Here is a 17,883-nt window from a genome sequence, read left to right as displayed (position 1 = left end):
ATCTAGGGCCGCTTGATTGGGTGCGGCAGCTCCATGTGCCCCATGAGGCTGTCGGCCGGTTTGCCGTCCAGAAGCACATCTATGCTTCCCACTTCCTCGAATTGGAACAGGGTTTTCTGGAGCGCCTGCAGCAGCAGCTCTTCCCCGCCGGAACCGAGACGGCTCTCTTCTCCCATCGACAAATCGACGGTCAGCAGGCCCTCTTTCAGTTCGGCTTTTTTGAAGGTGAATCCTTTGAACAAGGTTATCGTCTCCGCATCCGGCGCCTTCTTCAGGCTGTTCAGCGCGGCGAGATACTTGTCCTTGTCCGCTTGGTACGTGACTTTCACGCTCTTCTCCACGAGCTTCTCCAGCTGTGCATCACTGAAGTAGGCTTTGATCGTCAGCTGCTTCTCTTCCGTCTTCGGCTCCGGCTTCGGAGTCTCCTTGGCCGGTTCCGTCGTGGTATTCCCCTGCGGCCCAGGCTCCGCGGCCGGAGCCGGCGCTGCCGCATTCTGGGGTGGAGTTACCGGCGCTTCACCCGAAAGCGGCGCCTTCTGGCCGCAGCCTGCGGCCAGGAGTACGGCGATAGCCGCCGCTGCCGTCACTTTCAGCCATGATTGTTGCATCGTTACCCACTCCTTAGTCGAGATTCAACTGCTTCTTGATGGCAGCAACGATGGACGCGGCGACCCGGTTCTGGAATTCGTCCTGATACAGCTGCGCTTCGTCCGTGGTGTTCGAAAGAAACCCGACTTCAAGCAGCACGGAAGGCATAACCGTATTGCGGATGACATAGAAGCGCTCCTGCTTTACTTTCCGGTCCGGAAACCCGGTCGCCTCCAGCAGGTACTTGTGGATCAGCCCCGCAAACTCGCGGCTCTGCTCGGTGTAATAGTACGTTTCGGTCCCCCGGATGCTTTCTTTGCCGGCGGTATTGGCGTGAATGGATACGAACAGATCCGCCTGTGCGGCATTCGCCAGATCGGCCCGGCCGCCCAGCTCGATGAACGTATCGTCGGAGCGGGTCATGATTACTTCCAGACGGGAATCCGTTTTGAGCAGGTCCGCAATTTTGCGTGCCTGCTGTAATACGTAATCCTTCTCCTTGCGTTTCTGAATGGAGATCGCGCCGCTGTCCTTGCCTCCATGGCCCGCATCGATCACCACGCGGAAGCGCGTCTTGCCCGGCACGATTTTGCCGGTCAGCTCGCCGGGCTTGGCCCCCGCGGCCAGACTCAGATCAGAGCGCTGGGACAAATCTAGTACTATTCTAACGATAGAATCTTCTTTTGAAAATAGAGAATACCGAATTCCGGTAACGGTCCCTCCCGTTAAGGGGAGTTTGCCTTCCTTCAGTCCGTTCAGATTCGCAGTCAGCTTGTCACCGAGAACCGCGCCGGGGAGGTCGATAATCAGCCTCTCCGGATTCGCCAGACGGAACACGCCCGGCTTTAGCAGCGTGCCGTTATCGCTCTGGATACTGAGCACATCCCCGTTCATCGTAATGGATTGTACGGTGGCGATCTGCCCGGATGCTTCTTGCTCTCCCGTAGACTGTGCCTCTTCCGGCGTTACGTTCTTCTCACCGGTAAGAACGCCGCCCGTTGGCGGCACAGCACTCTGTCCCTTACCGGGGGCCAGCGGATCAGCCGCTCCCTCGGTCCCCGTCTTCGGATTCTCTACCGTCTTGGGAGGCTCTGCAGCCTTCCCGCTCTCCGGTTGGGCCGTCTCCCCGCCTTGTGGAGTGTCTCCCGCCTTCACCGGTGTGCCGGAGCTTGTCTGCCCTGCCGGGACATCCTGAGTTCCGGCCGCGGGCTTCTCGCCCGGAGCTTGTCCGCCGGCCGCCACCTCCTGTGCAGGCGCTTCCGGCTTCTTCAGATATACGGATCTCGACTCGTTGTCCCACTTCACGTCCACGCCGAACTGCTCGCTGACAAAGCGGACAGGCAGCATCGTACTGCCGTCCACGATGACCGGAGCCGCCTCCAGAGCGAACGCCTTGCCGTTGACGGACGCCGCTTTCTTGTCGATGACAAGCTCAATGGTCGTGCCGTCTTTGGTCAGAGTCACCTTGCGTGCCTTCTCGTTCCATGCCACCTTGGAACCGAGCGATTCGGCGATAACGCGAATGGGGACAATCGTGCTTTCGTTCACAATGCGTGGAGCCACCTCGGGCTTCAGCGCCACTCCGTTCATATACAGCTTAATGGCGGGAGCCGCCGCGCCGGCTGCGGCCGGCAGCATCAAGAGCGACAGGATCAACAGAGTGAACCAAGCAGTTAAAGCTCTCATTATGCACCTCTTATTTCCTGTAATTTGACATTGCCTATGTAGAATGCCGGGGGGGCCTGAGGCTTCCGGCAGAACGAAGGGTATATGTGGCGAAATCTACCAATATATTAGACTACCAAACCTCAAAAAAGTTGCACTTTCACCAAATTTCCTCGCTTTGGGCCGTTTCAAGAGCAAAGCACAAAGAAACCGCCGGCCTGGGCCTGCGGTTTCGCGGTTTTCTTCCGTTATCTTCAATTTTAGGCAATCTGAGGCGTGACCGATTTCGTGAGCAGGCTGCGGAACTGGTCGCCCGACAGCACTTCCTCGGCAATCAGGATATCGAGGGACTGCTCGAATACGATGCGGTGGCGTTCGAGCATCGCACGCGTCGTGGATGTGAGCTCTTCGAGGATCGCCGCGTTTTCTTTCATCAGCTCTTCCTTGGTCACCATCTCACGGTCAATGATGCCGAGTCGCGTAAGGCCGGAATCCATCATCGTGCGGACCATGTTCAGCGCCTGCTCGAAGTCGTTGCGCGAACCGGTGCTGCGGCCGCCGTAGAACATTTCTTCGGCTACGGAGCCTGCCAGCGCGACGATGATCTGATTCTCGATGTGCTGCTTCGTATAAAGATACTGATCCGCCTGCGGATTGTGGCGCACGAAGCCGAGCGCCTTGCCGCGCGGGCTCAGCGACACCTGCGAAACCGATCCTGGACGAACCAGCTCCGCCGCAATAGCATGTCCCAGTTCGTGCATCGCCACGCGTTCCCGCTCTTCCTTCGTGGATTCGCGGTCCGTCTTCTCGCCGAGCATGACTTTGTCGACTGCCAGCGAGAGGTGCTGCTGGCCGATGAAATCGGACTCTTCGCGCATGGCGTAGATCGCCGCTTCATTCATCAGGCTCTCCAGCTGCGCACCGGAAAAGTGGAATGTTTCCTGCGCGATGGCTTCCAAATTTACATTGTCGGCAAGTGGTTTATTTTTCGCGTGGATGTTTAATATATGGAGACGGCCCTTTTTGTCCGGGAGGTCCACTTCGATATGACGGTCAAAACGGCCCGGACGCAGCAGGGCGCTGTCCAGCATTTCCTTCCGGTTGGTCGCACCCATGATGAGAATGCGCGGAGCGTCGGCCGTATGAATCCCGTCGAGCTCGGTCAGCAGCTGGTTCAGCGTCTGGTCATACTCCTTGTGCTGGCCGCCGTCACGCTTGCCGCCGATCACATCGATCTCATCGATAAAGATAATGGCGCTCTCTTTGTTCTCTTTGGCCGCACGGGTGCGCGCTTCCTTGAACAGGTCGCGGATCCGGGAGGCACCGACACCTACATACATCTCTACGAACTCACTGCCGGATGCGGCCAGAAAGACCGAGTTCGTATAATGCGCGGAAGCCTTTGCCATCAGTGTCTTCCCCGTTCCCGGAGGGCCTGTCAGCAGAATACCCTTCAGCGGGCGGATGCCAAGGCGCTGAATATCTTCGGCTCGGATCAGGAAGTCCAGCGCTTCTTTGAGCTCACGTTTGGCGCGCTCCTGGCCGCCGATGTCTTCGAACGACATAGGCTTAGGCGCCTGGGCGCGGGTCTTGCGCTCAGCCGTACCGACTCCCATGCCGTTACGGGCACGGGCCATATAGAGGAACGTTCCGAGGATGACCGACATGAAGATGATCGGCACCACGTTCACATTAAGAAAAATAAAAAGACGATGAGAACCGGAACAAAGCCGATCAGAATCTCTTTGCCGTATTTACTCATTAGGCCACACCCCCATTTTGGCAGCAGCGCGAGGCAGCATGATGTACTTGCTCGCTTCTCCGTCCGTCAGCGTGATGTACACATAGTTCTCGTCCATCTCGGTGGTGGCTGTAATGGCACCTCCGGTCTGATCCGCCTGGGCTGCTTTTTCTTTCAATGTTGCAGGAATTTGTGCGTACTGCTTCGTTTCCATGGCTTGGGCTATATCGAACAGCGCAGTAGACCACCACTGTTCCAAACGGGCGGAGCCCGGATTGGTCACCTTCAGTTTCAAATCTTTACGGGCAAGCGCCGTACCGCCTTGACTTTGAATCTGGTGATATACTTCACGCAGCGATGTGCCTTTCTCCAGCTTGATCTCCATCGCAGCCGAGGTTCCACTCAAATCCATCGCAACCAGCTCGACACCCTTGATTCCCGACACGGTCTTCTGCAGCGGGTTCTCCATTGCAAAGCTTTGGTAAGCAAAATAGCCACCGAACAACAACGACGACGACACAAGGACACTAAGAATGACTGGTAAGAGACGTAACTTCATGAGCTAGCGTCCCCCTTTCATAGAATATATCGTCTTAGGCATACAGAGAGTATATCACAAGATATATACGATTGGCGATGTAATGTGTGGAAAAATCGTGAAAATCCTAAATTTTTCTTAAAAATTGCAGAAAAAGCCGCGGTGAGATGCTGAATCAGCGTCGTCCATCGCGGCTTGGTCTGTTTCGCAGGAGCTGTCACGGCCGAATCCGGACTTGCCTTTCTGCTTGACGGCGCATGCCTTTCGATGATCGCTCGGATTACCTAAGTGTCAGATTCCAGGTATCGATCGGCTGTCCGTCCGTAAATGTATAATAATCATAGAAATACTGCTCCGGCTTATCTTCCGGTGCTATTTTATAGAAGACTTCCCATACCGGGGCACCGTTCTGAATACCCGGCATCACGCGGAGCACCTCCGCTCCAGGCACCTTCCCGGTGACCTTGGCTGCAGCCGCTTCCGCGTTCATCCCTGCTGGGGCGGGCTCGGTCCGGATCTTGTCTCCGGCAACGAAGACAAAGATGCCCTGCCCGATCTTGTCCTCCCCCGTAATCACGGTATAGGTTTCATCGCCTACGAACTGCTCTACTTTGTTTGCTTTGGCCAGCACCGTTTTCTCATAAGCGGCCTGCACCGCCTGGCGCTGTCCCGACCATACCGGTTCCATGACCGATTGAAAGACAACGCCGCCCCCGGCAAACACGGCTGTGACCGCGGCACACGTCAGGAGAAGAACCTTCCATCGTTTGCGCAACCCTTCTCCCTCCTTTAACTATGCTTTAAGCGGATGTCAGACGTTCGAAAGCGCCCTGTGCCTCATGCATGATTTTTTCTTCATCCAAAGTCAGACACTCCCTGTTGCGTACAAGCCATCTGCCGTCGACACATACGTCGGTAACGTCTCTGGAAGTGGCGGAATACACCACGTGCGAGATCAGATTCGTCCGCGGGAAGAAGTGAGGCTGGTCGATATCCATGGCGATAAAGTCGGCTTTCATTCCCGGCTGCAGTGTACCTACATCCTCAAGCCAGATAGAGCGCGCTCCGTCGACGGTTCCCAGCTTCAGCGCATCCCATGCCGGAACGGCTACCGGATCGCCTGATACGCCCTTATGAATCAAGGCGGCCAGCCTGATCTCTTCGAGCATGTCCAGGTTGTTGTTGCTTGCCGCCCCGTCCGTACCCAGCGACACCAGAACGCCGGCCTTCAGCAGCTCAGGCACACGCGCCACACCGCTGGCCAGCTTGAGATTGCTGTTCGGATTGTGGGATACGCGGACATCGTACTGCTTCAGGATGCCGATCTCCTCGTCGGTCAGATGTACGCCGTGGGCCACGAGCGTCGGACGGGAAAATACGCCGAGCTTCTCCAGGTGCGCGACAGGACGGCTACCGTACTGCTCCACGTTCTCCTGGACTTCGCGCGCGGTTTCGGACATGTGCGTGTGAATCGGCAGATTCAGTTCATGGGCAGCCGCTACGATCCGTTCAATATAATCCGGCGGGCAAGTGTAAGGCGCATGCGGTGACATCATCGCCGTGATCCGGCCGTCCGCTCCCCCATGCCAATCCTTCGCGAAGCGGACCGCCTCTTCCAGCTTCGCATCCTGTACCTCCCGGGGGCACAGACCGATGACGCCCCGTGTGAGGCACGCCCGCAGTCCGCTTTCCTCTACTGCTTTCGCCACCTCGTTCATGTGATCGTACATATCGACGAACATTGTGGTTCCGCCCTTAACCATCTCGAGGATCGAAAGCAGCGTCCCGCTGCGGACGTCAGCGGCCGTAAATTTGGCTTCCATCGGCCACATCTTCTCCTGAAGCCACAGCTGCAGAGCCATGTCATCCCCATACCCGCGCAGCAGCGACATCGCCGCATGCCCATGCGTGTTGACAAACCCGGGGAGGAAAAGCTTCCCTTTGCCGTCCACACGTTCGTCACATTCTCCAAGCTCGCCCGCAGGAGGCTCTCCTATGTATACAATCCGGCTTCCTTCCATGATCATCGTACCGGTAACCACCGGATTCTCTTCCTTCATCGTAATGAAAATACCGTTATCGATCCTCGTTTTTTTCACTTGTATACTCCTCTCGCAGCCTTACTGCTTTGACTTCAATGTACAACATCGGAAGAAGAGAAATCAAGCTGACTGAGGTCGGCCGGGCTTGCTCTGGGACCCCTTAACAATCATGAGAATGTGGCATCAAGGACAAACTAAGATTGCAAATCATTACATGAGTATGTTATTTTTAATTTTGTGTGAATTTGGGCTGTTTTCCTACATAAAACCCGAAAAATTTATTAATTTTTTGTAAATTTCACAATCTTTCACAATCTTGGGAGGCCAAAAACAATGCTTTTTACCAAAAAAAACGACACCGACTTTTTGCTGCTCTTGATCAAAGCGTCGGAAAATACACTGGATGCTGCGCAAAAGTTCCGCGATGCGGTCATGGGCACCGAACCGCCGGCGACGTTTTACCCGCAGCTGAAAGAACTTGAGCATAAAGGGGACCAAATCACACACCAGATCTACAAAGGGCTGAACAAGGTTTTCATCACGCCGATTGACCGTGAAGATATCATGGTGCTGGCTACGAAGCTTGACGATGTGCTCGACGGCATCGAAGCGACCATCGCCCGTTTTGACTATCTGAACATTACGGTTTCCGATAATTATATGAAGGAATTTTCCGCGGTCATCGTGGCCAGCTGTCAGCACATTCTCGACGCCTTCAAACTTCTCGCCAAAAAGAAGTACATGCAGCTCTCCGAGCATACGGTTCAGATTAATTCCCTGGAGAACGAGGCGGACCGTCTGATGCGCGAAGGAATCCGCGAAATCTTCATGAATCCGAAGGACCCGTACCATGACTTCAAACTCAAGGAGCTGTACGAGCGTCTGGAAGAAACAACGGATGCCTGCGAAGACGTAGCCGATATTCTCGACAGCGTAGTTCTGCGTTACTCCTAACGCAGCCGTTCGTACTCCAACCCATACCCTTTGATCCAGCGGCAGCATTAGGAGGAACCCATGTTAACAACTATTATCGTCATCGTAGCACTGGCGCTGCTCTTTGACTTTATCAACGGCTTTCACGATACGGCCAACGCTATTGCCACTTCCATTTCGACCCGTGCTCTTAGCCCGCGGGTTGCCGTCCTTGGTGCGGCCATACTCAACTTTGTCGGAGCCATCTTCTCCTCGGAAGTGGCAAAGACCGTCGGCGGCTCGGTCGCCAACCCGGCAACCATCGAGAACGGCATGCATATCGTTATCGCAGCCCTGATCTCGGCGATCATCTGGAACCTGCTCACCTGGTATTACGGTATCCCGTCATCCTCATCGCACACGTTGATCGGCTCTCTTGCAGGTGCGGTCATTGCGGGTGCAGGGATGGGCGCCCTCAACTGGGACGGTTTCCGCTCGATCGTCATTATTCTGGTGTTATCCCCGATGGTCGCTTTTGCTACCGGGTTTATCATCATGTGGATCATCCGCCAGCTCATCGTCATGAGCGGGAACAGCTCCCGGACCAAGCTGAACCGGACGTTCCGCAGCTTTCAGGTCATCTCGGCGGGTCTCCTCTCCTTCTCCCACGGCGGCAACGACGCCCAGAAGGCAATGGGTATTATCGTCTTCGGTCTCGTATCGATGGGATATCAGGATACACTCGATGTACCGCTCTGGGTTAAACTTTCAGCGGCAACGGCGATGGGTCTCGGAACCTCCATCGGCGGCTGGCGCATCATCAAGACGATGAGTAAGAAGCTCCTGAAGATCGAGCCGGTCAACGGCTTCGCTTCAGACCTGAACTCCTCCATCGTCATTCAGGTCTCTACTCACCTGGGGATGCCGCTGTCCACCACGCACGTCATCTCGTCTTCTATCATCGGAACAGGCTCGGTTATGCGGTTCCATGATGTCAAGTGGGCGACGGTGACCCGGATGATCATGACCTGGGTGATCACTATCCCGATCTCGATGATTCTGGCCTACTTGATTTACAAGATTATCTTCAGTCTGTAGCACTCGGAACAGACCAAAAAGCCCTGAGCTTCAGCTCCGGGCTTTTTGGTGTTCTAGGATCTTATCATCGCGAATTAGTCCAGATAATATGCGAGACTCTGCAGCTCCGTCGTGAAGTCGGCGTGATGCACCCGCACCTCGGATGGAACCTTGATAATGAGCGGTGCAAAATTCAATATCGCTTCCACCCCGGACTCGACGAACCGGTCCGCAACCTGCTGGGCTTCCGCAGCCGGCACCGTAATAATGCCGATGCGCACCTTGGCCTCTTGGATGACCTCGTTCAGCTCGGACATGGGCTTCACCTTCAAGTTATTGATCGACTCGCCGATCTTGTTCTCCTGCGCATCGAACACCGCGACGATCTTCATGTTATCCTTCAAGTAAGCGTTATAATTACAGAGCGCCCGGCCGAGGTTCCCCGCGCCCACCAGGGCGACGGGGATAACCTTGTCGAGCTTGAGAATCTGCCGGATCTTTTCAATCAGATAATCCACATCATAACCGATTCCTTTTTTGCCGAACTCTCCGAAGTAAGCGAGGTCCTTGCGGATCTGCGCCGGATTCAAGTCCAGCTTCACGCCGAGATCCTGTGAGGAAACGGTTTGCACATTCTTCTTGCTGAGTTCATTCAGGAACCTCAGGTAAATCGGCAGTCTCCGGACAACCGCTTCCGATATTTTTATCGTCTTCATGCTTCGTTCTCACCCATCCACTGCTTTATTCTTGGCACGAGCTGAGCCGAGTTCATATGCTCGATCCTCGGACCCGGGAGCGAGTACAGAAAATACTTGCCGTACTGCGTATCGATCACTCTCGTGTCGTAGATGATCACGATGCCTTTATCGGCTGCGGTCCGGACAAGCCGCCCGAAGCCCTGCTTGAACCGGATCACCGCTTGAGGAACGGACAGCTTCATGAAAGCGTTCATCCCCCGCTGTTTGAGCTTCTCCGTCTTCGCTTCGACCAGAGGGTGGTTCGGCGGCTGGAAAGGAAGCCGCACGATCGCCAGGCAGGTCAGCGCATCGCCCGGGATGTCCACACCTTCCCAAAAGGAGCTTGTTCCGAGGAGGACGCAAGCCTTGCTGTTCTGGAACAGCCGGGTCAGCTTGCTGCGGTTGCTGCTGTCGACTCCCTGCCCGAGAACCGTTATCCCGAACGAAGCCAGCACATCCTTAAGTCCAGCATGCGCCAGCTTCAGCATCCGGTTGGAGGTGAAGAGCACGAGCATCCGGCCTCGGGTCTGCAGCGCTACCTCCGCCAGCGATGGAATCAGCCGGTCGAGGAATTCCTTCTCCCCTGCCGCCCCCTTGAGCGTAGGAAAATCCCTTGGAATGACGACGAGGGCCTGCTCCCTGTAGTTGAACGGAGAAGGCAGCTGCACCGTACGCAGCTTCCCTTGCTCTTCGTCTTTCTTAAGGCCCAGCTGTTCGCAGGTATAATCGAACGACTTGCCGACGGACAAGGTCGCAGAGGTTAGAATGACACTGTCCTTCACACCGAAGAACTGTCCCTGAAGCATCGAACTGACGTCGATCGGTACGGAAGACAGCTGCAGCGACCGGTTCTTGTTGTAGTGGCCGGCCTCCATCCAGTACACATAGTTCTCATCCGGCATCGTCATGAAGAAATGGAGTGCATCCTTCTGCCGGTGCAGCTCCTTGACCGACCCGCTGAGATCGGTAAGAACTCCCTGCACATCGTAATCGTCCTGTACTTCCTTGATGTCCGAGATGAGACGCTCCACTTTCTTCAGCGTATCGTTAAACAGAAGCATGATATTTTCTTCCGTGACCATCAGCTTCTCCCAGCCGGAAGGCAATTTCTCTTTGCGCACCCGGTAGACGAGCGCATTGCCTTCGCTCTGCTGCGATGGATCGCTACGCGAGACAAGCAGCTGATACAGCATCTCGGACAGACTCTCCCACTCCTCCCGGAGTACCAGCAGCTTCTCTACCGCTTCGTCAACGACTAAACACCAGGTCCTGGCCTTCTCGTCTTCGTGACGCTGCAGCCGGAAGCGCAGGGAGGAGAGCTGACCGGCCCGGCTGTCCTTATACAGCCAGGCTATGGCATTCGAGAGGCCGTGATAATGCAGCTCGATGCCCAGATGCTTGCCGGCCACATCCTCAAAGTGATGAGCCTCATCAATGACCAGGTGCTTATAGGAAGGAAGCAGCCGGTTCTCCGCCTTCGTATCCGTGAACAATAGAGAGTGGTTCGTTATAATGACGTCGGCCGAATTCGCCTGGTGTCTCGCTCGGTGATAGAAGCAGCGCTTGAACCAGGGGCATGCACGGTTCAGACAGGATTCCGTATCGCTTTCGACGGAGTGCCAGAACTGCCGTCCCCGTCCCGCAAAGTGCAGTTCTTCTTCATCGCCATGCTTCGTTTCCCCCAGCCAGACCAGCATTTGTCCAGCCGTTATTCGGTCTTCTTTGCCGTGCTCGAAGTCCATCAGGTTCATCTTCTGCTCGAACTTGCGCAGGCACAGGTAATGGCTCCTACCCTTGAGAACGGAAGCCTCGAACCCGATCGGGAAGAGCTCATGGAGGAGAGGAACATCCCTTTCCCGAAGCTGTTCCTGCAGGTTGATCGTATGGGTGGACACCACCACCTTCTCGTCCTGCTTGATCCCGTAATACAGGGAAGGAATGAGATAGCCCAGCGACTTGCCCGTGCCTGTTCCCGCTTCAATGATGAGGTGGCGCTCTTCTTCGAACGCCTCCTCGACTTCATGGATCATCTGGACCTGGGCATCACGTTCTTCATAGGCGGCGAATTTCGTCTTGAGCGCAGCCCGGAGCCCGTCATAGAATTCCTCGAAGCTGTCCGGCAGCTGCCTCACCTCTTCCGGGGTGCGGACGGGCTCTTCGTCCCCCCACTCCTCCACGTTCAGGGCAAACTGTCTGAAATACCGGTCGGCATCGGGGTCGAGCGGCGAGTGCAGCTCCTTGTACTGCAGCATCTCCTGCACAAACCAGCCGAAATCGCTGGCCGAATCGGCAAAAACCATCTCCATGCGCTGGAGCGTCAGCAGAGGAAGCCCTTGAAACCGCTCAATGCAGCGGTTCCAAATCGCAGCTGTCACTTCTGCGTCGCTGTCGGCCTGGTGAGGCCGTTCATGTGCGATACCCAGCGCCTGACAGGCCATGGAGAGCTGGAGTGACCCGAGTCCCGGGAAGAGGACGCGCAGCGCGTCCATCGTATCCAGCACACGCCCGTCAAACGGGAAGTACCCCGTCTCATCGAGTGCACGCTGCAGAAACGCAAGGTCAAAAGCAATATTGTGTCCAACAAGGACCGACTCTTCCAGCAAGGGCACCATCTCCGCCATCACGGTATCCAGTGACGGCGCATCCTTCACCATGTCGTCGGTAATGCCGGTAAGTGTAGTAATAGCAGCAGGTATACTCATGCCCGGGTTGACGAGAGAAGTATACCTGTCCGTAATATCTTGGTCATTTATAATAAAGAGCCCGACTTGGATAATGCGATCCGAAGTCGTGCTCCCGGTCGTTTCAAAATCCAGAACCGCAAATTTCATACGTGCTGTGTCAATCCCTTCATCCCCACTCTCCCCTTAAGCATACCAATCTTGCAGTCAAAAGGGAATAGCAAACTTGGCCATGCGCTTACGACAGCGGTTCGCGGGATGGGGAAATATCAAACTGCAGGCCGCCGCCGCCTTCACTGCATACGCCAAGCTCAAGGAGCGGCTGGACACTGGCCGGATCGGTGCGGTACGCCATGTTGAAAAATTCACAGGCTTTATCCATATTGTGCTGCTGGGCCTGGATACAGCCCATGGCGTTGTACGAAATCGCCTTGATCTGCATATTCTCAGTCAGCTGGGATAAAAATTGAAAATGTGTATAGCTCTCGGTCATCTCTCCTTTGCGGAGATACGACATCGCCAGATAAATGCGCGCCAGTGTAAAATCAGGCTGCAGACGGACCAGCTCATCGAATTCTGCGATGGCCTCATCAAACATGTGCAGCTTGTAGAAGCCCTGGCCGCGGATGAACAGCTCCGTCCGTTTGCCGGCCAGCTCCGGATCCGAAGGATCGCTGCCGCTGAAGGATATCCCGGCGGCGCGCATCCCCCTGACCCATCGATTCCTCGAACTGCAGCCACTCTTCAATGCAAGCGTCGCTCATGGCCTTCAGCGCGCGGAGCTTTTCCTGCAGCTCTCTGCGTTTCACGCCGGTGGAGGACGGGTACTCCGCCATGACTTCGCTCAGCATCTCGTTCATGGAAGCAAAAAGATGTTTGAACACGGCTGATCCCACCTTACGCTTCGTCTAATGTAGTTACATTGTGCGTCTCCCCGTCGCGTTTCATGCGGACTACAAAACCGTGGAATGAATTTCTTCCTTGAGCACAGTGACGACGCTGTTGTTCTCGCCCATGATGGCAATCTGCGGCACATGCTTGCGGGCTTCCTCATCCGACAGCATAACGTAAGAAAGAATAATGACCGTATCGCCGGGATGGACGAGGCGGGCTGCCGCGCCGTTCAGACAGACGACCCCGGAGCCGCGGGGGCCCGGAATGATGTACGTTTCGAATCGAGCCCCGTTGTTATTGTTAACAATCTGCACTTTCTCGTTCGGAAGCATGTCAACCAGATCCAGCAGATCCGAGTCAATAGTAATGCTGCCGACATAATTGAGATTGGCTTCTGTCACCGTGGCGCGGTGGATTTTGGATTTCAGCATGGTACGAAACATGGATGATCGCCTCCTGGGGTGTGTAGCTTCCGTTCTACCGGATGTTCAGAATCCGGTTATCTATCAAACGCGTACGGCCGAACCGCACCGCGAGAGCGACAATGATGCGCTGCCCCGCCTCAGGGGCCGTGAACGGCTCAAGCGTTGGGTACTTGAGCACTTCAGCATAGTCGATGTCCGCCAGCGGGGACCTGCCGATCTCCCGGCGGATCAGAGCCGTCAGCTCAGCGGCTGTAAACCCGCTGCCGCGCTCTTCCGTCAGCCGCTCCGCAGCGTTCAGCGCCGCCGAGAGCACGAGAGCCTGGCTGCGCTCCTCCTCACTCAAGTAGACGTTGCGGGAGCTGAGCGCCAGGCCGTCCGCTTCTCTGACGATCGGACACGGCACAATCGTTACCGGCATGTTCAGGTCCTTCACCATCTGCTCAATGACGGCGACCTGCTGCGCGTCCTTCAGCCCAAAATAGGCCCGGTCGGGCTGGACGATATGGAAGAGCTTCGTCACCACGGTGGATACCCCGTCAAAATGGCCCGGGCGCGATGCCCCGCACAATCCCTCGGAGACGCCGGACACCGATACGATCGTCTTGGTCGGCGAAGGGTACATCTCCTCTACCTGCGGGAAGAATACCAGGTCCGCCCCCGCTTCTTCGGAAATATTCAAATCCCGCTCCTCATCGCGGGGGTAGCGCTCGAAGTCCTCGTTCGGCCCGAACTGCAGCGGGTTAACGAAGATGCTCAGCACGACGAGGTCGCACTCCCGGCGGGCGGCTTCCAGCAGGGAGGCGTGCCCCCGGTGGAGAAAACCCATTGTAGGCACGAAACCGACCGTCAGGTTCGGGTTTTGCGCTTTCTTCTCCTTGATCAGCTCTCTCAGCCGGTCAATACTCTTTACGGTTTCCATAGGCAGCCTGCTCCGTTCCCGATTACTATTGGGGACCGCCCCAGCTGTAACGGCCCGGGCAGCGGTCCCTCGATGATTGGCTTGCAGCCATTAAGTCACAGGAACTTTCTGAGGTTCCTTGGCGGTCTTCTTCTCTTCCGATACGTCTTCCGTTACAGCGCCCGAGCCGCGGCTCGGGGAGCTCCCATACAGCGAGGCGGCCGCCTCGTCGTCCATATGGAACGAATGCTCCGGTCCCGGAAAGCTGCGGTCTTTCACTTCTTCGACGTACTGGCGGATGCTCGAGCGGATGATCTCCCCGATGTTCGCATAAGGCTTCACGAACCGCTTCGGATGGCTTTCCTCCCCATAGCCGAGCACGTCGTGGAATACGAGCACCTGCCCGTCACAGGCAGCCCCTGCCCCGATGCCGATCGTCGGAATGGCTAGCTTCTCCGTCACCAAGGCAGCCAGCTGATCCGTTACCAGCTCGAGGACAATCGAGAACGCCCCGGCCTCCTGCAGGGCCAGCGCGTCCTCGATCAGCTTCTGGGCCTGGGACGAAGTCTTCCCCTGCACCTTGAAGCCGCCGATCTGATGGATGGACTGCGGCGTGAGCCCGATATGGCCCATCACCGGGATGCCGGCCTGTACGAGGGCCCGAACGGCGGGAACAATCTCCGCGCCGCCTTCCAGCTTGACGGCCTTGGCCAGTCCCTCCTGCATCAGTCTGGCCGCATGGGCCAGCGTGGCATCCAGGCTGCCGTGATAGGTCATGAACGGCAGATCCGCCACGACGAAGCTGGAGCGGGCCGCACGGGTCACCGCCTTGGTGTGGTACACCATGTCATCGAGCGTCACGGGGATCGTCGATTCGTAGCCGAGCACGACGTTGCCGAGCGAATCGCCGACCAGAATGACGTCCACTCCCGCCTGATCCGCCAGCAGAGCCGAAGGGAAGTCGTATGCCGTAATGACACTGATCGGCGTTCCCTCGCTCTTCATCTTCTGCAGCTTGGCTGTTGTACCGGTTTGCGGTTGGACAAGGTAAGCACCTCCGGGGTTGACGGGCCGCGAACACGGCGGCTGCCCTCTCAGGACATCACCTCCGCGCGCAGCCCGCCGGATAAAAGTAGTATGGCACAAAGCAAAAAAACCTTCCGGCCGGGTATCGAAAAGAAGATACCGAGGCGAAAGGTTCACATGTTGAACTTGTCATATGATCCTTCTGTCTCGGTCCCCGCAGGGCTCAGAGCAGAATCCGACATATTGCTGATCGATGCTATGAAGTTTGGGATAAAGGAACATAAGCTCCAACATGCGTGAAGTGCAGTTCCGGATGGATACCGCCTTCATCGCCTTAATTATACCAAAAAGTATGCAGGTTTGTCACCTGAATTCGACATCACCGGAAATCAGCCTTTGCTGGGTCCCGTCGGGGAGACGCAGGAGCAGCGCCCCGAAGTCGTCGATCCCTTCGCCGTAGCCCTCCACGAAACCCTGGGGCGTACGGCAGCGGATCGTCCGGTGCAGCGAGACGGTCAGCGCCTCCCACAGCAGCTTGACCGGACCGAAGCCCTGCTCGAGATACAGCTTGTACAGCTGCTCCCACTCCTGGAGGAACCGGCACAGGAGCTGCATCCGGTCAACAGGCCGTCCCGCTTCGATCGCAAGGGAGGTAGCCGTCTCCCGGAGCCCTTCCGGGTAGTCTTCTTCCGTGAGATTCACGCTGATGCCTACCCCCGCGATAATATGCTGCAGGCTTGCATCCTCTGCCCGGGATTCCAGGAGAATCCCGGAGATTTTGCGCCCTCCGACGAGCAGGTCGTTGGGCCACTTGATGCCGGCTTCCACGCCGGTCTCGGCACGGACCGCTCGGCACAAGGCCACGGCGACCAGCAGCGTCAGCTGCGGGGTACAGGAGATCGGCAGACCGGCCGGCTTGAGCACCAGGCTCATCCACAGGCCCTTGCCCTTGGGCGAGATCCAGGGCCTTCCCTGCCGCCCTCGGCCGGCCGTCTGCTGTTCGGCGAGAATCAGCGTACCTTCGGGGGCTCCTTCGGCGAGGAGGGCCAGAGCCGTCGTCTGCGTAGATTCGACCTCCTGGTGATAGTGTATGCGCCTGCCGAACAATTCCGTCTGCAGGCGGGTCACCAGGGCGGCCGGATCCAGCTTGTCCGGCTTGCCGATGAGACGGTACCCTTTGCGCGGGACCGCTTCGAACGTGTAGCCCTCCTCGCGCAGCTTCTCAATCCGCTTCCATACGGCGGTGCGGGAGATCGCCAGCTTGTCGCTGAGCTCCTCCCCGGATAAAAAAGCTCCCTGGGATGCTTCAAACAGCTCCACTAATCGCTCTGTCATGCGGGTCCCTTCTTCTGTAAAGATTCATATATCTGCTCTGCCGCTTCCAGCAGGCGTTCTCTGTCATTGGGCAGATGCCCCAGAGCCGTCTCCTCCAGGAGGCGGCCCAGCACCTGACCGGTCCAGGGACCGGGTTTCTCGCCGAGATGCCCGACGAGCTCCTGGCCGCTGAGGCGAAGCTCCTTCAGGCTTCCCGCCGGCCTTGCCTCCAGCCAGGCTTCGCCTTGCGAGATCCACGCCTCCAGGAACGCCGGGCCTTCTGCTGGCGCGTCCCCGGCCGCCTCGCCGTCCCTCCGCCCCAGAAGCCGCGGCCCGTCCAGAGCATACAGCTGCCTCAAGCGGAGCAGGGCATCGGCTCCATGACGAAGCGAAGCACGGATCCAGGCATCCTTGGCCTCCCCTTCCGAGGGACCCCCTGCGGCGATGCCGGACAAGTATTCATGCGCTGCCCCTGTTCTTGATGCGGCATCCCGCTGGGCATTGGAATACGTCAGCCGTTTCATATCCTCCGAGATCCCGGAGGCATCCACTCCCAGACGGAGATACAGGTACGCGAGCCGTTCGTCCGATGAGGGAATGCCAAGGAGCCCCGGCCACGATTCGGCCGGAATCCCGTCCAGCTCCGCCAGTTCGACCTCAGCTTTCGTATGCCGGAGCGCACCGCTATCGGCCAGAAGCGCAAGAGCCCGGTTCGGGTCGGCCCCGCCGAGCATCCGCTCAAGCTCCGCACGGCAGCGCTCCATCGCGATATGCTGCAGGAGTCCGATGCATTCCCGGAGGGCTTCCCAAGTGCGCTCCTCGATACGCAGGGTGTACTCGGAAGCGAACCGCAGGCAGCGCAGCATCCGCAGCGCATCCTCGCGGAACCGTTCCTCCGCCGTGCCCACACAGCGGAGCACCCCCTGCCGCAGATCCGCCATGCCGCCGAAGGGGTCGACCAGACCGCCCTCGGCATCCAGCGCCATGGCGTTCATCGTAAAGTCTCGCCGCTGCAGATCTTCCTGCAGCGAATCGATGTATTCCACCTCCGTCGGCCGCCGGAACGCCTCGTAGCCCCCTTCCCTGCGGAAGGTGGTTACCTCGTAGGGCACCCGGTCCGACACGACGGTCACCGTACCGTGCTGAAGCCCGGTCGGCACCGTCCGCTTGAACAAGGCCTGGACCTGCTCCGGCAGCGCGGAGGTGGCGATATCATAATCCTTGACGGGCCGCCCCAGCATCTCGTCCCGGACACAGCCGCCGACCAGGTAAGCCTGGTGGCCGTTGTCATTCAGACGCCGGACGATCGCCAGCGCGGCCGATCTCATCTGTCCGCTCATCGGGG

The 17,883-nt window shown here is 57.3% G+C and carries 15 protein-coding genes and 1 pseudogene; 2 read left to right on the top strand and 14 right to left on the bottom strand.

The window, feature by feature from the left end; all coding sequences use genetic code 11:
• Positions 1 to 2: 2 nt before the first annotated feature.
• The 6 genes and pseudogenes from PM3016_RS15285 to PM3016_RS15260 form a co-directional block, all read right to left on the bottom strand.
• The gene (locus PM3016_RS15285) at positions 3 to 608 is read right to left on the bottom strand and encodes a GerMN domain-containing protein (protein WP_014370066.1); all 606 of its coding nucleotides are present in this window, start codon (positions 606 to 608) and stop codon (positions 3 to 5) included.
• A gap of 13 nt (positions 609 to 621) precedes the next feature.
• Complete coding sequence (locus PM3016_RS15280) at positions 622 to 2,274, bottom strand: N-acetylmuramoyl-L-alanine amidase family protein (protein ID WP_014370065.1); 1,653 nt, start codon at positions 2,272 to 2,274, stop codon at positions 622 to 624.
• 239 nt (positions 2,275 to 2,513) lie between these two features.
• Positions 2,514 to 4,015, bottom strand: a pseudogene (locus PM3016_RS15275) (AAA family ATPase).
• Positions 4,008 to 4,553, bottom strand: a complete 546-nt coding sequence (locus PM3016_RS15270) for a hypothetical protein (protein WP_014370063.1) — start codon at positions 4,551 to 4,553, stop codon at positions 4,008 to 4,010. Before PM3016_RS15270 ends, PM3016_RS15275 begins: the two are co-directional and overlap by 8 nt.
• 259 nt (positions 4,554 to 4,812) lie before the next feature.
• Entirely contained in the window at positions 4,813 to 5,307 is a 495-nt protein-coding gene (locus PM3016_RS15265) for a cell wall elongation regulator TseB-like domain-containing protein (protein WP_014370062.1), read from the bottom strand.
• Between the two features lie 25 nt (positions 5,308 to 5,332).
• Positions 5,333 to 6,631, bottom strand: a complete 1,299-nt coding sequence (locus PM3016_RS15260) for an amidohydrolase (protein ID WP_014370061.1) — start codon at positions 6,629 to 6,631, stop codon at positions 5,333 to 5,335.
• A gap of 276 nt (positions 6,632 to 6,907) precedes the next feature.
• Between PM3016_RS15260 and PM3016_RS15255 the strand changes: the two genes are divergently transcribed.
• Together PM3016_RS15255 and PM3016_RS15250 are read left to right on the top strand one after the other, a co-directional pair.
• On the top strand, positions 6,908 to 7,528 hold the full coding sequence (locus tag PM3016_RS15255; protein WP_014370060.1) for a DUF47 domain-containing protein: 621 nt from the start codon (positions 6,908 to 6,910) through the stop codon (positions 7,526 to 7,528).
• 60 nt (positions 7,529 to 7,588) lie between these two features.
• A complete protein-coding gene (locus PM3016_RS15250; protein ID WP_014370059.1) occupies positions 7,589 to 8,584 on the top strand; it encodes an inorganic phosphate transporter in 996 nt (331 codons plus the stop codon).
• A 74-nt stretch (positions 8,585 to 8,658) separates the two neighbouring features.
• On the opposite strand, the gene PM3016_RS15245 is transcribed toward PM3016_RS15250, so the two are convergent.
• The 8 genes from PM3016_RS15245 to PM3016_RS15205 form a co-directional block, all read right to left on the bottom strand.
• The gene (locus tag PM3016_RS15245; RefSeq protein ID WP_014370058.1) at positions 8,659 to 9,279 is read right to left on the bottom strand and encodes a redox-sensing transcriptional repressor Rex; all 621 of its coding nucleotides are present in this window, start codon (positions 9,277 to 9,279) and stop codon (positions 8,659 to 8,661) included.
• Positions 9,276 to 12,131, bottom strand: a complete 2,856-nt coding sequence (dinG, locus tag PM3016_RS15240) for an ATP-dependent DNA helicase DinG (RefSeq protein ID WP_014370057.1) — start codon at positions 12,129 to 12,131, stop codon at positions 9,276 to 9,278. The genes PM3016_RS15245 and dinG overlap by 4 nt, the downstream gene beginning before the upstream one ends.
• A gap of 88 nt (positions 12,132 to 12,219) precedes the next feature.
• A complete protein-coding gene (locus PM3016_RS15235) occupies positions 12,220 to 12,687 on the bottom strand; it encodes a tetratricopeptide repeat protein (protein ID WP_014370056.1) in 468 nt (155 codons plus the stop codon).
• Positions 12,688 to 12,934: 247 nt separating this feature from the next.
• Complete coding sequence (gene panD / locus PM3016_RS15230) at positions 12,935 to 13,318, bottom strand: aspartate 1-decarboxylase (RefSeq protein ID WP_013916545.1); 384 nt, start codon at positions 13,316 to 13,318, stop codon at positions 12,935 to 12,937.
• 34 nt (positions 13,319 to 13,352) lie between these two features.
• Positions 13,353 to 14,219, bottom strand: coding sequence for a pantoate--beta-alanine ligase (gene panC, locus PM3016_RS15225; protein ID WP_013916544.1), 867 nt, complete (start codon positions 14,217 to 14,219; stop codon positions 13,353 to 13,355).
• Between the two features lie 90 nt (positions 14,220 to 14,309).
• Complete coding sequence (panB, locus tag PM3016_RS15220) at positions 14,310 to 15,203, bottom strand: 3-methyl-2-oxobutanoate hydroxymethyltransferase (RefSeq protein WP_014370055.1); 894 nt, start codon at positions 15,201 to 15,203, stop codon at positions 14,310 to 14,312.
• Positions 15,204 to 15,587: 384 nt separating this feature from the next.
• Complete coding sequence (locus tag PM3016_RS15210) at positions 15,588 to 16,559, bottom strand: biotin--[acetyl-CoA-carboxylase] ligase (RefSeq protein WP_013916542.1); 972 nt, start codon at positions 16,557 to 16,559, stop codon at positions 15,588 to 15,590.
• Complete coding sequence (locus tag PM3016_RS15205) at positions 16,556 to 17,878, bottom strand: CCA tRNA nucleotidyltransferase (protein WP_014370054.1); 1,323 nt, start codon at positions 17,876 to 17,878, stop codon at positions 16,556 to 16,558. Before PM3016_RS15205 ends, PM3016_RS15210 begins: the two co-directional genes overlap by 4 nt.
• Between the last annotated feature and the right edge of the window lie 5 nt (positions 17,879 to 17,883).

This window comes from Paenibacillus mucilaginosus 3016 (assembly GCF_000250655.1).
Taxonomy (GTDB): Bacteria; Bacillota; Bacilli; order Paenibacillales; family NBRC-103111; genus Paenibacillus_G; species Paenibacillus_G mucilaginosus.
The sequence above is the reverse complement of the archived record's forward strand: the minus strand, read 5'-3'. Positions and strand labels throughout refer to the sequence as shown.

Bases quoted from the DNA above. Each gene is read 5' to 3' on its own strand.
- PM3016_RS15285 (WP_014370066.1), bottom strand. From the start codon at position 608: ATGCAACAATCATGGCTGAAAGTGACGGCAGCGGCGGCTATCGCCGTA.
- PM3016_RS15280 (WP_014370065.1), bottom strand. From the start codon at position 2,274: ATGAGAGCTTTAACTGCTTGGTTCACTCTGTTGATCCTGTCGCTCTTG.
- PM3016_RS15270 (WP_014370063.1), bottom strand. From the start codon at position 4,553: ATGAAGTTACGTCTCTTACCAGTCATTCTTAGTGTCCTTGTGTCGTCG.
- PM3016_RS15255 (WP_014370060.1), top strand. From the start codon at position 6,908: ATGCTTTTTACCAAAAAAAACGACACCGACTTTTTGCTGCTCTTGATC.
- PM3016_RS15250 (WP_014370059.1), top strand. From the start codon at position 7,589: ATGTTAACAACTATTATCGTCATCGTAGCACTGGCGCTGCTCTTTGAC.
- PM3016_RS15245 (WP_014370058.1), bottom strand. From the start codon at position 9,279: ATGAAGACGATAAAAATATCGGAAGCGGTTGTCCGGAGACTGCCGATT.
- dinG (WP_014370057.1), bottom strand. From the start codon at position 12,131: ATGAAATTTGCGGTTCTGGATTTTGAAACGACCGGGAGCACGACTTCG.
- PM3016_RS15235 (WP_014370056.1), bottom strand. From the start codon at position 12,687: ATGCGCGCCGCCGGGATATCCTTCAGCGGCAGCGATCCTTCGGATCCG.
- panD (WP_013916545.1), bottom strand. From the start codon at position 13,318: ATGTTTCGTACCATGCTGAAATCCAAAATCCACCGCGCCACGGTGACA.
- panC (WP_013916544.1), bottom strand. From the start codon at position 14,219: ATGGAAACCGTAAAGAGTATTGACCGGCTGAGAGAGCTGATCAAGGAG.
- panB (WP_014370055.1), bottom strand. From the start codon at position 15,203: ATGAAGAGCGAGGGAACGCCGATCAGTGTCATTACGGCATACGACTTC.
- PM3016_RS15210 (WP_013916542.1), bottom strand. From the start codon at position 16,559: ATGACAGAGCGATTAGTGGAGCTGTTTGAAGCATCCCAGGGAGCTTTT.
- PM3016_RS15205 (WP_014370054.1), bottom strand. From the start codon at position 17,878: ATGAGCGGACAGATGAGATCGGCCGCGCTGGCGATCGTCCGGCGTCTG.